At 42.1% G+C, this 15,397-nt stretch carries 12 protein-coding genes and 1 pseudogene; 10 read left to right on the top strand and 3 right to left on the bottom strand.

Translation table 11 applies throughout. From position 1 onward, the window contains the following. Nucleotides 1-9: 9 nt before the first annotated feature. The 5 genes from cmk to pyrF all read left to right on the top strand — a co-directional run bounded on the left by cmk (nt 10) and on the right by pyrF (nt 4,050). The gene (gene cmk / locus WFH18_RS00450) at nt 10-693 is read left to right on the top strand and encodes a (d)CMP kinase (RefSeq protein WP_004278855.1); all 684 of its coding nucleotides are present in this window, start codon (nt 10-12) and stop codon (nt 691-693) included. A gap of 110 nt (nt 694-803) precedes the next feature. After that, the gene (rpsA, locus tag WFH18_RS00445) at nt 804-2,480 is read left to right on the top strand and encodes a 30S ribosomal protein S1 (RefSeq protein ID WP_004278854.1); all 1,677 of its coding nucleotides are present in this window, start codon (nt 804-806) and stop codon (nt 2,478-2,480) included. Between the two features lie 163 nt (nt 2,481-2,643). Next, nucleotides 2,644-2,949 (top strand): integration host factor subunit beta, encoded by a 306-nt coding sequence (locus WFH18_RS00440; RefSeq protein ID WP_004278853.1) that lies wholly within the window; start codon nt 2,644-2,646, stop codon nt 2,947-2,949. A 24-nt stretch (nt 2,950-2,973) separates the two neighbouring features. Then, nucleotides 2,974-3,333 (top strand): lipopolysaccharide assembly protein LapA domain-containing protein, encoded by a 360-nt coding sequence (locus WFH18_RS00435; RefSeq protein WP_004278852.1) that lies wholly within the window; start codon nt 2,974-2,976, stop codon nt 3,331-3,333. A gap of 36 nt (nt 3,334-3,369) precedes the next feature. After that, on the top strand, nt 3,370-4,050 hold the full coding sequence (gene pyrF, locus WFH18_RS00430) for an orotidine-5'-phosphate decarboxylase (protein WP_004278851.1): 681 nt from the start codon (nt 3,370-3,372) through the stop codon (nt 4,048-4,050). Nucleotides 4,051-4,485: 435 nt separating this feature from the next. On the opposite strand, the gene WFH18_RS00425 is transcribed toward pyrF, so the two are convergent. Together WFH18_RS00425 and WFH18_RS00420 are read right to left on the bottom strand one after the other, a co-directional pair. Continuing rightward, nucleotides 4,486-5,394, bottom strand: coding sequence for a lysine exporter LysO family protein (locus WFH18_RS00425; protein ID WP_004278850.1), 909 nt, complete (start codon nt 5,392-5,394; stop codon nt 4,486-4,488). Between the two features lie 77 nt (nt 5,395-5,471). After that, a pseudogene (locus WFH18_RS00420) lies at nt 5,472-7,008 on the bottom strand (flavin-containing monooxygenase). A gap of 144 nt (nt 7,009-7,152) precedes the next feature. Here WFH18_RS00420 and WFH18_RS00415 point away from each other — a divergent pair. The 5 genes from WFH18_RS00415 (at nt 7,153) to WFH18_RS00395 (ending at nt 14,261) form a co-directional block, all read left to right on the top strand. Further along, nucleotides 7,153-8,160, top strand: coding sequence for a helix-turn-helix domain-containing protein (locus WFH18_RS00415; protein WP_004278848.1), 1,008 nt, complete (start codon nt 7,153-7,155; stop codon nt 8,158-8,160). An 84-nt stretch (nt 8,161-8,244) separates the two neighbouring features. Then, nucleotides 8,245-9,396 (top strand): cell division protein ZapE, encoded by a 1,152-nt coding sequence (zapE, locus tag WFH18_RS00410; protein ID WP_004278847.1) that lies wholly within the window; start codon nt 8,245-8,247, stop codon nt 9,394-9,396. Between the two features lie 367 nt (nt 9,397-9,763). Next, nucleotides 9,764-11,929 carry a malate synthase G gene (locus WFH18_RS00405; RefSeq protein ID WP_004278846.1) on the top strand — a complete coding sequence of 722 codons (2,166 nt, stop codon included), beginning with the start codon at nt 9,764-9,766 and terminating at the stop codon, nt 11,927-11,929. Between the two features lie 128 nt (nt 11,930-12,057). Then, on the top strand, nt 12,058-13,506 hold the full coding sequence (locus WFH18_RS00400; protein ID WP_004731470.1) for an aldehyde dehydrogenase family protein: 1,449 nt from the start codon (nt 12,058-12,060) through the stop codon (nt 13,504-13,506). Between the two features lie 92 nt (nt 13,507-13,598). Next, nucleotides 13,599-14,261: an SOS response-associated peptidase family protein gene (locus WFH18_RS00395; RefSeq protein WP_004278844.1), complete on the top strand. Its 663-nt coding sequence runs from the start codon at nt 13,599-13,601 to the stop codon at nt 14,259-14,261. Between the two features lie 77 nt (nt 14,262-14,338). On the opposite strand, the gene WFH18_RS00390 is transcribed toward WFH18_RS00395, so the two are convergent. Beyond that, nucleotides 14,339-14,803 carry a MarR family winged helix-turn-helix transcriptional regulator gene (locus WFH18_RS00390; protein ID WP_004278843.1) on the bottom strand — a complete coding sequence of 155 codons (465 nt, stop codon included), beginning with the start codon at nt 14,801-14,803 and terminating at the stop codon, nt 14,339-14,341. Between the last annotated feature and the right edge of the window lie 594 nt (nt 14,804-15,397).

Raw genomic sequence — 15,397 nt, 5'->3', positions numbered from 1 at the left:
GGGAAAGCAATGACAGTTCAAATTATTACCATTGATGGTCCAAGTGGGTCTGGCAAGGGCACGTTAGCAGCGAAACTGGCTGCACATTATCAGTTTCACTTATTGGATTCTGGTGCTTTATACCGCCTTTTGGGTTTGTCATTGCATCACCATGATTTGCTGGATTCGCTAGACACGAAATTGCCAGAATGCGTACAAATCGCAACAAATTTAGATATCCAGTTTGTCAGTACCGACACCGGGGTGCAGGTGTGGCTGGATGGTGAAGATGTGTCCCAAACTATTCGAACTGAACGGGTAGGAGAGTTTGCTTCAAAAGTTGCAGCAATTCCTGAGCTTAGAACAGCGATGGTTTCACGTCAGCATGCCTTTGCACAGGCGCCTGGTCTGGTAGCAGACGGACGTGATATGGCGACAAGTATCTTCCCGAATGCTCAGGCAAAAATATATTTGACGGCCTCGGCTGAATCACGCGCGCAAAGACGTGTAAAGCAGTTGCAGGGCATGGGGCTGGATGTTAAAATAAGCGACATTTTAGCTAATATCATCGCTCGCGATAAACGAGATACGGAACGCGCTGTCGCTCCACTCAAGCCTGCGGATGATGCTTACATTATCGATAGTTCAGATTTGAATATCGATGAAGTATTCCAGCTGATGACCACTTATGTGGATCAGCAGTTAGCAAATTAACCCAATTTTATCAGCAAACGCATAGCTTGATCAGTTTTATATGGACTATGTAGATGCTTAATTAAACCGGCCTTGTCTGATCCAAGACCGCTGACTTTATCGGAAATATCATGACCGAATCTTTTGCAGCCCTCTTTGAAGCAAGCGAATTAAACCTCAACGTTGAAAAGGGTGCAGTTATCCAGGGCGTTGTAGTAAGCATTGACTCTGATTGGGTAACTGTTGACACTGGCCTTAAATCTGAAGGCGTTGTTGACCGTGCTGAGTTCTTAAATGAACAGCGCGAACTTGAAGTTCAAGTTGGCGACACTGTAGACGTAGTTGTTGAAGCACTTGACAACGGTATGGGTCAAACAGTTCTTTCTCGCGAAAAAGCTAAACGCGCAGAAACTTGGACTAAACTTGAAAAAATCTTTGAAGACGGCGAAATCGTTACTGGTGTTATCTCTGGTAAAGTTAAAGGTGGTTTCACTGTTGACATCGGTCCAGTACGTGCGTTCCTTCCAGGTTCTTTAGTTGATACTCGTCCTATTCGTGATACTACTCACCTAGAAGGCAAAGAGTTAGAATTCAAAGTAATCAAACTTGACGCTAAACGTAACAACGTTGTTGTTTCACGTCGTGCTGTTATGGAAGCTGAATCTTCAGCTGACCGTGAAGCTCTTCTTGCTCAGCTTGAGGAAGGTCAAACAGTTACTGGTACGATCAAAAATCTTACTGACTACGGCGCATTCGTTGACCTTGGCGGTATTGATGGTCTTCTTCACATCACTGACATGGCTTGGAAACGTATCAAGCACCCTTCAGAAGTTGTTGAAGTGGGTCAAGAAGTTACTGTTAAAGTACTTAAATTCGACCGCGAACGTAACCGTGTTTCTCTAGGTCTTAAACAGCTTGGCGAAGATCCATGGTTAGCGATCATGAACCGTTACCCTAAAGGTTCAATCGTTAAAGCGCGCGTAACTAACCTGACTGACTACGGTTGTTTCGCTGAAATCGCTGAAGGCGTTGAAGGTTTAGTACACGTTTCAGAAATGGATCACACGAACAAAAACATCCACCCATCTAAAGTTGTTCAGATTGGTGACGAAGTTGATGTTATGGTTCTTGAAGTTGATGAAGAACGTCGTCGTATTTCTCTTGGTATCAAACAAACTCGTGCTAACCCATGGGAAGAGTTTGCTAAAGATCACGACAAAGGCGAAAAAGTTTCTGGTACGATCAAATCTATCACTGACTTCGGTATCTTCATCGGTTTGCCAGGCGGTATCGACGGACTAGTTCACTTGTCTGATATTTCTTGGAACGAACAAGGCGAAGAAGCGATTCGTCGTTACAAGAAAGGCGACACTGTTGAAGCAGTTATCCTTTCTGTAGACGCTGAAGGCAACCGTATCAGCCTTGGCATCAAGCAAATGAACAACGATCCGTTCAATGACTTCCTTGCTGCTAACGAACGCGGTGCGTTGGTTAAAGGTACTGTAACTGCAGTTGACGCTAAAGGCGCGACTGTTAAGTTAGCTGACGAAGTTGAAGCGACTCTGAAAGCATCTGAAATCAACCGCGACCGCGTTGAAGATGCAACTAAGTTCCTTGAAGTTGGTCAAGAAGTTGAAGCGAAGATCATCAACGTAGATCGTAAATCTCGCGCAATCAACTTGTCTATCAAAGCGAAAGACGAAGCTGAAGAGAAAGAAGCAGTTGCTAACTTGAAAACAGCTCCTGCTGGTCAAGACAATGGTCCTAAGACGATTGGTGACCTGATCAAAGCTCAAATGGGCAACTAAGTAAGCGTTTGAATTGTATTGTTAATGTAAATTAACTAATACTTTTTATACAAATACTGTAAACGGTAGCGTAGTATTTAATTATTGCGCTACCGTTTTGTATTTAAACAGGTTATTATCGGGAAATAGATCCCAAGTAGCTTGATAATTAAAGAGGTCGCAGATGACTACTGAAGCACTTAATAAGTCTGACTTAATAGAGCGTATTGCGTTAAAAAATCCGCATTTGGCTGAGCCTTTAGTGGAAGAAGCAGTTAAAATTATGATTGATCAAATGATAGAAGCATTATCAACTGACAATCGTATCGAGATTCGTGGATTTGGTAGTTTTGCATTGCATCACCGTGAACCGCGCGTAGGTCGTAACCCTAAAACTGGTAAATCAGTAGAAGTGGCTGCAAAAGCAGTTCCGCACTTTAAACCAGGCAAGGCACTTCGTGACGCTGTGAACGAGTCTGCACAAAAATAATTGTAAATATTTTGCGGGGTGTTCATGCGTTACGTTCTGGTCATTCTTTTATTGGTACTGTTTGGTTATTCATTAGCTTTGGTTTTGCAAAACGGTACCGAATTGTCAGTGGACTTGTTATTTACTCAAGTTCCCGCAATGCGCCTGGGATTATTACTTCTCCTCACGTTATCTTTAGGTGTCGTTTTGGGCCTGTTATTGGGCGTTCAGATCTTCCGGGTTTTTCAGACGAATTGGGAAATTAAACGACTGCGTAAAGACATTGAACATCTACGTAAGGAACAGTTGAATACAGCCAAGTTAATGGCCGCTGAAGCAGCAGCCCATACCCGGCATGAAAAAACTGTATTAGATATTACCAATGAAAATCAAAGCCCATTATAATGGGCTTATTTTTTGCCTATATGAAGGGGTAATCTCTTGAGTATCATCGTCGCACTAGATGCCAAAAGCCAATTTGATGCCTTAGCCATTGCAGAACAGTTAGATCCTGCCTTGTGTCGACTTAAAGTTGGTAAAGAGTTATTTACCCATGAAGGTCCAATCATTGTCAAAGCGCTTCAAGATAGAGGCTTTGATGTATTTTTGGATCTGAAATTTCATGATATTCCAAATACAACAGCACAGGCAGTATGCGCGGCAGCAGATTTGGGTGTGTGGATGGTCAATGTGCATGCCTCAGGTGGCCGCAAGATGATGGAAACCTGTGTAGAGCGTTTACAAGCGGGTAATTATAAAACTCAGTTGATTGCAGTGACTGTATTGACGTCAATGGGCCGTGAAGACTTGAAAGATATTGGTCTGGATATTGAGCCAAATGAGCATGTAAAACGTCTGGCACAACTGACAAAAGACAGTGGTCTAGATGGGGTGGTTTGCTCAGCTCAAGAAGCGAAAATGTTACGTGAAACGATTGGAAAAGACTTTGCATTAGTGACACCCGGCATTCGTCCAGAAGGGTCGAATGCAGATGACCAGAAACGTATTGTGACACCGAAACAGGCAATGCTAGATGGCTCAACACATCTGGTAATTGGTCGCCCGATTACCCAGTCTAAAAATATGCGTCAGACTTTGAAAGATATTTTGGCAACGCTTTAATACGGTTTGAATGACAAAAAGCCTTTCAGTTGAAAGGCTTTTTTTATATATTGAAAAAATGGTTATAAAATAAAAAGGAAAAATGATGACTTCATCTGAACCACAATTATAAAAAGTACAGAATGACGTGATTCAAAATATTCAACAGGCAGAACAGCTTAAGCAACAAGAATAGCAACAACAGCAGGCAAGCTCAGCAGATCGGACAGCGGGGATCGATGTGGTCAGTTTGGCATCTGATGCCATCAGTCTTGCTTCGGATGTTATTGAAACAGTAGGCGATGCCTTAAGTGATATTGATTTAAGTTTTTAGTCAGCCCTCTCGGCCTACTTGCTTGTGCTTCGTTTTAAAATTCTGCTTTTAAACTGAATCAGGGAGGAGAGTTCCTCTTTATAAAAGAGGAATTTAGTGAGATTGAGAAAGTGATAAAGTAATTAAATCGCTGCCAGTACACTCACCATGACTGGTGCTAACAGTGACAAAATAAAACCACTGACCATGGCATGTGGAATAAAATCATGCCCACAGGCCTGTTTAACCATCGGTAGAGTCACATCCATCGCAGTTGCACCCGCTGCGGAAATGGCGGATCTTGGGTATCTCCAGCCCATACAATACATGAGTAAGATGGCAAAAATTTCTCTAAACAGGTCATTCATTAGCGCGATACTGCCGAGTTCTGCATTTCGAAGTTCTGTTACGACAACACCTGACATTGAGTAAAATCCATAGCCTTGTGACAGCATGATCAAATCTTTTAGACTGATGTCGGTGTTCCAGAATGAATAAAGCATGACTGCAAATAATGAACCAAAAATACAACCAATCGGAACTAAGAGAATTTTAAAATTTAACCAGGAACGATCTAAAGGTGAATAAGCCAGATCCAGGCCAATCATGAACATAAATACCAGCAACAAATGCCAGGTGCTGATTTGCACGGATAGATCAAATAGATTCAAGCCCGTATGTAAACAATATCCGCCTGCGAGAGCCAAAAAGGCATAGCTCATGTTCAGTAGGGATTTAAGCACCAGGTCGACGGATACCCGACCGGAACTAGGAGGATAACCTGCCCATTTAAATAGTAGATAGCAAAATGCAAAAGCACCGAGCGAGGTCAGAAAGGCAATGCTGATCGACGTACTCAAAATCTGGAGAGGATGCTGCAATTCATCTACCAATTGTGAAAATTCAAAGGCAATTGCAATCAATAAAACATAGCTAAAATAGGGCAATAGCTTGAAACAGATTTTAATAATCGAAAGCGGAATTTGTTTTGCCATGGCAAAACCGAGTGCTAGACAGAATAGAAGCTGAAAGATAAGCCAAAGCGATTGCATAAATTTAATGGATTGAAAAAATTACCTATAAATTATGCCACCGCTTGATGTCAGATGGTAAAAGCTTTTAGGCGACTTTATTCAATAATCGATAATCTGTGGCATTTGGCATTTGGCATTTGGCATTTGGCATTTGGCATTTGGCATTTGGCATTTGGCTTTTTGGTTTTGAGCCAGTATTTCCAGGTATAAGTTGGCCATAAGGCAAAGTTCTTGCCACCTTCCTGCTGATACCAGTTGACACAGCCAGATTGCCACACGGTCTTTTCAAACATATGTTGCACCTGCTGATTAAATGTATCTTGTGCCTGGTCTTTAACCATAATGGCATCGCTTTGGGATTGATCGACCAGTTGCATCAATTGCAAAATATATTCAACTTGTGCCTCAATCATAAAAATGACAGAATTGTGTGCCAATAGGGTATTTGGCCCCAGTAACTGAAACAGGTTTGGAAAGTCTTTCACGCAAATTCCATAATAGCTTTCAGCACCTTGTTTCCACATTTCATTCAGTTCTACGCCATCAAGCCCGGGTACATTGAAAATTCTTCATATAGATACGTGGATCGGTAATGAATCCGGTGCCATAAATCAGACAGTCAATCGGCCGCTCTTTTCCATCTTGTGTAATGATACTGTGTTCAGTCAGTTCCTGAATCTTCTCGGTCACCAGTTCCACATTATGGCGGTTAAACGTCGGGAAGTATTTATTTGAAACCAGAATACGTTTGCAGCCCATGATGTAATCGGGAGTTAGTTTCTTGGCCAATTCAGGGTTTTTGACCTCATATTTAATGAATAGTTCTGCCAGTTTTTGGGTGAATTTCATAATGCCCGGTTTGACAATCGGTACCACACGCGATTCATTTGACCAATACAGGCGGGCACGGTGTAGCTTTCTAAACCAGTCATATTTTTTAAAGAGTTTCTTTTCAAGATTCGGGTAGGCACGTTCATCCCGAGGAATGACCCAAGCCGCAGTACGTTGCATGACATACAGTTGTTTGCATTTCGGGGCAATTTCCGGAATATATTGAATGGCGCTGCCACCTGTTCCAATCGATGCGACATTTTTGCCAGTCGGGTCATAAGTGTGATCCAATTGCGCAGAATGAAAGACTTTGCCTTGGAATTTCTCAATACCGAGAATATCTGGGATTTGCGGAATATGTAAAGGTCCGGAAGCGAATATAACAAACTGGGCTTCAAGGATACTTTGATCCTGTAGCTGTAATTGCCATAGACAGCGTTCTGCCTGGTAATGTGCTGCCAGTACTTCGGTATTTAAACGGCAAAAAGCACGCAGGTTATAATCGGTCACCAGATCCTGAATATAAGAAAATATCTCGGGTGCTTCCGCATAACGTTTGGACCAATTGCTTTTCGGTGCAAATGACAAGGAATATAAATGTGATTGCACATCACAGGCTGCTCCAGGGTACTGATTGTCCCGCCAGGTTCCGCCAAAATCGCTACCTTTTTCAAGAATAATAAAATCATAAATACCATGCTGTTGTAAACGTATTGCCATGGCAATCCCTCCGCAACCAGCTCCAATAATGGCAACTTTGGTATGAGGGGGGGAGCGTGTAGCGGTGGCATGATCTAGCATCACTACATTCCTTACTTATTTTAATATTGGATATTTATCGTAATTTGCTCCCTGGTGATTAGACAGAAAATTGATCTAAACGGCAATAGCCGACACATTATTTTTATAGTACAACTAGAGCAATCACATTGTATTTGTATGGTTATGAAACGTTCTGTTCTCAGTCTGATGTATTTGATTCAAGGGATGCGCAAGGCTGGCATGGAAGTCGATCAGAAACTGCAAAACATTGGGCTGCGTGTAGATGCCTTTGATCCAAGTTCGGTGATCCATCCGAGTCTGGAACATGATGTGCTTAAGGTGGTGGGACAGGAAATCCAACCTGAACAGGGATTATTGATTGGTCAGCATTATGCTTTGGCAGGTTATGGTCCCTTACTCATGTTGCTGGTGACCAGTCCTACAGTACGCGATGCACTGAACCAGGTGATCCGTTTTCAGCAGTTGACCCATTTGACCGGTCAGTTGGATTTGCAGCAAAGCGAGCATCATAGCGCGCTGTGTTATCGAGCAAAGCAGCAGGATGATCATTTGGGAATGTTGCTGGCACAGGCGGAGATTTCCGGAACGTTTAAGTTTATCCGGGAAATTTACAAATTGATGGGCTTATCCAAACCTGATTTGCGGATCGAGTTGCCATTTGCCTATCCAGAAGATCTGAATACCTTAAAGGTCTACCATGATTATTATGGAACACAGGTACAGTTTGATGCATCTCGGGCAGCATTCTGGTTTGATGAAGCAGTGTTGGATATTAAAATTCCTTCTGCAGATGCGGTCACTTTTGCTGTCTATGAAGCCAAATGTCTGGCTGAACTGGAACGCTTGCAACAGGATGAGCAGACGCCGACTGTGGTGCAGCGCGTGCAGGATTATCTGGAGATCCAAAGCGGCCTGATGCCGAGCATGGCTGAAACGGCACAGGCGCTGAATATCCCGGAACGAACCTTACGGCATCAGTTACAGCAGTGTGATACCAGTTATAAGCAGATTCGCGAAGAAATTATTAAAGATAAAGCTTTGCGACTGATTGAATACAAACAGTATTCGATTGAAATGATTGCAGAATTATTAGGCTATTCCGAGCCGGCTGCTTTTAACCATGCCTTTAAACGCTGGTTTGGGCAAAGTCCTCGGCAATATATAAAATAGCCTAAGCTTGTTTATGCCAAAGTGTTATAGCGTGTTGATTAAACTCCGCTATAATTAAATTGATCCCAAATAGTACGAAATTCTATGTCCGATTTTAATTCACAGCACAGCACCGCTTTTAGTCCGATTTCTCCTGCAGAACGTTATGCACAAGCGATCTCTTCGGGACAGTTTATGCCTGATGAAGCACAGGCAATGGCAGTACATGAACTGAATCGTGTCTGGCTGGAATTGATTCAGCGTTTTAAGGCATCGAAAAAAGCATTTCGCCGCTTTCGCCGTCAGACATCTCCCAAAGGCGTCTATATGTGGGGCGGAGTAGGACGTGGCAAAACCTGGCTCATGGATCAGTTTTACGATTCGATTCCGTTTCGCCGTAAAACCCGGATGCATTTTCACCATTTTATGCAGCATGTGCATCGTGAGTTAAACAAATTATCCGGACAGCGTAACCCGCTAGATATCGTGGCGGATCGGATTTATAAAGAAGCCGTCATCATCTGTTTTGATGAATTCTTTGTATCCAATGTGACGGATGCGATGATCTTGAGTGATCTGTTCCAGAAGCTGTTTGAACGCGGTATTACCTTGGTCGCGACTTCGAATATCGCACCGGACGGTTTATATAAAAACGGCATTCACCGTGACCGTTTTATGCCTACCATCGAACTGGTCAAGAAAAACTGTGTGGTATTAAATGTTGATGCCGGAGTCGATTACCGTCTACGGGTTCTAAAACAGGCACAACTGTTTAAATTCCCGTTGACCCATGATCATAAAAACTGGATTGCACAACGTTTTAGCGCTTTGACTCAGACACAGACCTGTTCTGAAGAGCCGATTATTATCAACAACCGTATTGTTGAAACCGTGTCACATACTGAAGATGTATTGTGGTGCGAGTTTTCTGAGCTGTGTTTAAAACCACGAAGCCCGGCTGATTTTATTGAAATCGCCAATATTTATAATACGGTTTTGGTCAGCAATGTGCCGCACCTGACCGATTTCCTGAATGATGGAACACGCCGTTTTATTTATCTGGTGGATGAATTTTATGACCGCGGCGTCAAGTTGCTCTTAACCTCGGAAGATAATATCGTGGATATTTACGAGGGTGAGAAACTGGCCTTTGAAATTGAACGGACCCGTTCCCGTTTGCTGGAAATGCAGTCAGATGAATACCTGAATTCTGAACATCGCCAGATTGAGAAAATCGCCTCCGTGAACGGAGAGTAAGAATAAAAGCGCTGGTTATTTACTGGCGCTTTTTTTTATAAAAATAGGTACTTAAATTATCGACAAGCCTGATCAAACATGGCTTAATCTTGATCTAAATATGATCGTGTATAACTAAAATGCATAATTTTTACTCGAAAATCTGAACTTAAGTCTAATTTCTACATTTCGAAAACTTTATACACTGTCATTAGGGTATTTAGCAGAATGATATCTATTTGTAACTGAGAAATATCAAATATGTTTATGAGGGTATTCATATTGGAAAAAATGCTCAGTATTTAGCAATGTGATAATACTATTCAGCTAGATTTTAATCGGTATACTAGAATCTCTTGTATAAAAAGTAGCAATATCAGGAAAGACAATGACTGCACGTATTCAAAAAGGCAAGTTAGCGATTGCTAAAGAACTTTACGATTTCATCGAAAATGAAGCACTACCAGGTTCTGGTTTAGACAGCGAAACATACTGGAAAAACTTTGAACAAGTCGTTGTTGATCTTAGCCCTAAAAATAAAGCACTTTTGGCTAAGCGTGATGACATTCAGGCGAAAATTGATGAATGGCACCGCAATAACACATTTGAATTACAAGCTTACAAAGCTTTCTTGACTGAAATTGGCTACTTGTTACCAGAAGTAGAAGATTTTCAAATCAGCACTGAAAATGTAGACGAAGAAATTGCAATACTGGCAGGTCCACAGTTGGTGGTACCAGTACGTAATGCACGTTACTGCTTGAACGCTGCAAACGCACGTTGGGGTTCTTTGTACGATGCACTTTACGGTTTCGATGTCATCTCTGAAGAAGATGGTGCGGAAAAAGGCAAAGGTTATAACCCGAAACGTGGTGAAAAAGTTGTCGCATTTGCCAAGAATTTCCTCGACGAAACTTTCCCACTGGCACAAGGTTCGCATGCGGACGCAACTCAATACGCAGTTGAAGCTAATGCACTGGTTGTTACCCTAAAAGACGGTTCAAAAACAACTGTGGCAGATGCGGCTAAATTCGTTGGCTACAATGGCGAAGCTTCAGCACCGACTGAAATCGTATTTAAAAATAATGGTCTGCACGCTATTGTGCAAATTGATGCCAGCAGCCCGATTGGCCAAACTGATGCCGCTGGTGTAAAAGATGTGGTTCTTGAAGCTGCGGTTACGACCATTCAGGACTTGGAAGACTCGATTGCAGCCGTTGACGCTGAAGAAAAAGTGGAAGGCTACCGTAACTGGTTAGGCCTAATGAAAGGTACTTTAGAGGAGTCTATTGAGAAAAACGGTAAAACTGTTACCCGTAAACTGAATGAAGACCGTACTTTCAAAAATGTAGAAGGTGGTGAAACTAAAGTTCACGGCCGTTCATTGATGTTGCTACGTAATGTTGGTCATTTAATGACGAACCCTGCGATTCTGGTAGATGGCGCAGAAATCTATGAAGGCATCATGGATGCATTGGTTACGCCATTATTGTCTTTTGCAGACATCAAAGGTGAAAACACCATCAAGAACTCGCGTCAAGGTTCAATGTATATCGTTAAGCCGAAAATGCATGGTCCTGAAGAAGTGGCATTTGCCGTTGAATTGTTTGAACGTGCAGAACAGGCACTCGGCTTACCTGCAAAAACTTTAAAAATCGGGATTATGGATGAAGAACGTCGTACTTCTGTGAACTTGAAGAACTGTATTGCACAAGCCAAAGATCGTACTATCTTCATCAATACAGGTTTCATGGACCGTACTGGTGACGAAATCCATACCTTTATGGAAGCTGGTCCATTCGTTCGTAAAGGCGAAGTAAAAGGCCAAATCTGGTTCCCGGCTTATGAAAACCGTAACGTGATGATTGGTCTGCAAGCAGGTTTACGTGGTAAAGCACAGATTGGTAAAGGCATGTGGCCAAAGCCAGACATGCTGCTTGACATGTACAAAACCAAAACTGAACATCCTGAAGCGGGGGCGAGCTGTGCATGGGTTCCATCACCTACAGGTGCGGTGATTCACGCGATTCACTATCACCAGATTAATGTTGCAGACCGTCAGCAAGAGCTATTGTCGACTCAACCTTTATCTCTGGATGATTTGTTGACACCGCCATTGGCGAAAGACACCAACTGGTCTGAAGAAGAAAAAACCAAAGAACTCGAAAATAACTGTCAAGGTATCTTGGGTTATGTCGTTCGTTGGGTAGATTTGGGTGTAGGTTGTTCTAAAGTGCCAGACATCAATGATGTCGGTTTAATGGAAGATCGTGCGACTCTACGTATTTCTTCACAACACGTTGCGAACTGGTTGCGTCACGGTATCGTAAGTCGTGAGCAAGTAGAAGAAGTGATGCAACGTATGGCGAAAATTGTGGATGAGCAAAATGCCAATGATCCACTGTATACGCCAATGTCTGCTGACTTTGCCAACAATATTGCGTTCCAGGCAGCATCTGACCTGATTTTTAAAGGTGGTGAGCAGCCATCAGGTTATACCGAGCCGCTTCTGCACGCAGCGCGTTTAAAGTTAAAAGGTTATACAGGTGACTAATCCTGTCTAGCTTAAAAAAGCCTCTTCGGAGGCTTTTTTATTGTCTAATGGTAAGCCGCTGTCGTTCTGACTAGAAATTTTCCAGCCGAACTCTTAAAGTGGGGCAAAGCATGCGAGGAAACAATAAAATGACAACAGTATATCAAAATTTAGATCAGCAATTTATTCATGGCCAGTGGCAAGGCGGTACTTCAACCAGAACAATAAAAAATATCAATCCCTATACCCAGAGCGAAATTTTTAGCATGGCAGCTGCCAGTTCTGTCGATGTAGACAGTGCTTATACCGCAGCAGAGCAGGCTTTTCAGCAGGGTGTTTTGAATTCCACTGAAGTACGAAAGACAGTGTTGCAAAATGTGATCACAATTATTCAGCAGCGTCGTGATGAAATCATTGACTGGCTGATTATTGAATCAGGCAGTACACGTATTAAAGCTGGCGTTGAGGTAGATGCTGCTCTGGGCATCATTCTGGAAAGTCTGGCTTTTCCAGATCAGATCCAAACTGAACAGCTGGAAAGCAAAGATCCAGCACGTAAAAGTTTAGTTTTGCGTAAGCCTTTAGGCGTGATTGCTGTCATTAGTCCATGGAACTTTCCATTTCATTTATCCTTACGCTCAGTGGCTACTGCAATTGCCTGTGGCAATACCGTTGTATTGAAGCCGGCCAGTGATACGCCGGTGACTGGCGGCACCTTAATCGGCAAGCTATTTGAAGAAGCAGGTTTGCCTGCAGGTACACTGAATATTGTTGCCGGTGCTGGCAGTGAAATCGGGGATTATTTTGTTGAGCATTCAGTGCCGAAAATGATTTCATTTACCGGTTCGACTGAAGTGGGGAAAAGTGTCGGTAGCAAAGCCTTGGCTAGTCCCCGCATCAAACGTCTGGCACTTGAACTGGGTGGCAATGCGCCTTTGGTCATTCTGGATGATGCCGATCTTGATCTAGCAGTTGAACTGACGCTGATGGGGCGTTTTATGCATCAGGGACAAATTTGCATGAGTACCAATCGGGTTATTGTCGATGCCTCTATTTATGATGCCTATGTAGATAAGCTTCTGGATCGGATCAAAATGATTCCGGTGGGTGATCCAAATCTGGAAGATACCATGATCGGTCCGATCATTAACCAGAGTCAGGTTAAAAAGCATCAACAGATCATTCAAACGGGCAGCGAGCAGGGCGCGCAACTGGTCTATGAAGGAGGAATTGAAGGGAATCTGGTTTCTCCGCATATTTTTATTGATGTTGCGGAAGATTCCGATCTGGCGCAGCAAGAAAGCTTCGGTCCGATTTTACCTATCTTAAAAGCCCGGGATGAAGCACATGCTTTAAACCTAGCCAATGCGACCGAGTTTGGCTTATCCAGTGCAGTATGTACCTCAAACATGGAGCGAGGCTGCGCGTTTGCGGCACAACTGGATATTGGGATGACACATATTAATGGCATTAGTGTTGCAGACCAGTCAAATGCACCCTTTGGTGGCGAGAAAAATTCAGGATTGGGTCGTTTTAATGGCCGCTGGATTTTTGAGGAATTTACCCGGACACATTGGTTGACTGTCCCGAATTCATAACAGTCAACACGCCTAAAACTATAGAAATACGACAGGCTTCGACTTGGCAGCACGGTATAATCTAATGGTCGAATGATTTACATATATGAGCCATGTGCGCCAATTTTAAGCCTTTAACCTTAGAGCAGTTGCATAATCTGGGATTGCCAGAAATTCCTTTTGAATATCCAGAGGAGGTTTATCCCAATTATGCTACACCGCTTTTGTTTCATTCAGCTCAAGGACTGGAATGGCGTCCTGTGAATTTTGGACTCATTCCGAAATGGGCAGAAGACAAAACTATAGGCACCAAGACCTATAACGCCAGAAATGAAACCTTACTGCAAAGGCCCACCTTCGCTGAAGCCACCGCCAAATGTCATTTTGGCGTCATTCCGGTATCGGAATTTTATGAGTCCAAATATTTTGACAATAAACCGCAGCGTTGGGGTGTAAGACGTAAAGATGGTCAGGCGACTTTTATTGCAGCTGTGTATGAGATTGCTCGGGTACAAGGTGAAATTGTACGCTCTGCCAGTATGATTACCATGGATGCAATTGACCATCCCATGATGAAGGAGTTTCATGAGCCGGGTAATATCAAACGCTCGGTTATTGTGATTCCACAGCAGCGACTGCAAGAATGGCTAACGCTAAGGCATCCGGATATTCGTAGCTTTGTAGAGGGCTTTCCGGTAGAAGATTTTGAATGCTCACATGTACCAAAAGAAAAAATCAAAAAAGTCAGTCCACAACTGAACTTTTTTGATTTTTAGAAAGCTCTGGCGAATTATTTATTATTATAAAGTATGCGCCAATTCGCCAGCGTCTATTTAAAATAAAAAGTAGGTCTTTAACGAGCTAAATTTTTGAAAATATGACGTAAACTTTCCATGGTTTTTTCAATTTGCAAAGGCGTCAGGCCTTCAAATGACTGTTCCAGTACGACATTGGTCAGATCATTGATCTTATGTGTCATTTGCATGCCTTTGTCAGTCAAAAATACTCGGGTAATCCGTGCGTCATCCTCACATGAATAGGTTTCAACCAGACCTTCGTCTTTTAAGCGGTAGACAATTTTAGTCGTGGTCGACATTTTAGAAACAACCATCTCTGACAAATCAGAAACACTGGCATGCGGTTTGGCTTTTAGTGCAAGAAGGATGCGGCGGCGGGAATTGTCAACACCATACTTTTTTAGTGCATGATCGACATTAACGACGTATTGAGCATGAACCTGAGTTACCCAATAATATGGAAAGTTTTCTAAATTAAATTCTTCCGTACACGGCAAAAATTTTGCATATTTCTTAGTCATGAAATGTTCCTTGTATTTATTTTTCTAGGGCCCGTTCATTTTATGAAAAAGTTTATGCATATTTCAACCTTTATTTTAAAAATGTTAAAGCGCTAACACTTTTTAGTTTTGCTTAACATCCCAAGGAGTTGATCAGTTCTGCATGTGAGCCTTATCTGGCGCGAAGATTGTTCTTTAAAATCGGATGAAAGGCGATAATATTTTGTATAAATTTAATTCCTCATTATGTATTTCGTGAGTAGAAATGTTTTCCAAGACTTTTTATTGTTCTTAAGCAGCCTGTCTGAATAGGTTTTAATGCAAATAATTGTATTTCAATAAATTAATCGATTTAAGAAATATAGGGTGATTGAGTGGTTTTAGTCAATATAGTAAATGATTATTTACAGCTATATTTTTAAGTGATTGTTCTTTCAATAAAAAAATAGTTTATGCTCTAATCTTTAAGTGACCTTAAAAGTAATGGTCTAATCAAACTAAATTCTGTTTATTTTTAATTCAATTTGAATAAATGATGTAGAAAAAATTAAAATTAATCAGTTTCAGCATCAATCAGTTGATCATAAAAGTCTCAATAAAATCATGATCATGTAA

Source organism: Acinetobacter sp. USHLN143 (genome assembly GCF_037145695.1).
Lineage (GTDB): Bacteria > Pseudomonadota > Gammaproteobacteria > Pseudomonadales > Moraxellaceae > Acinetobacter > Acinetobacter fasciculus.
This window is presented reverse-complemented; position numbering and strand designations above follow the sequence as displayed.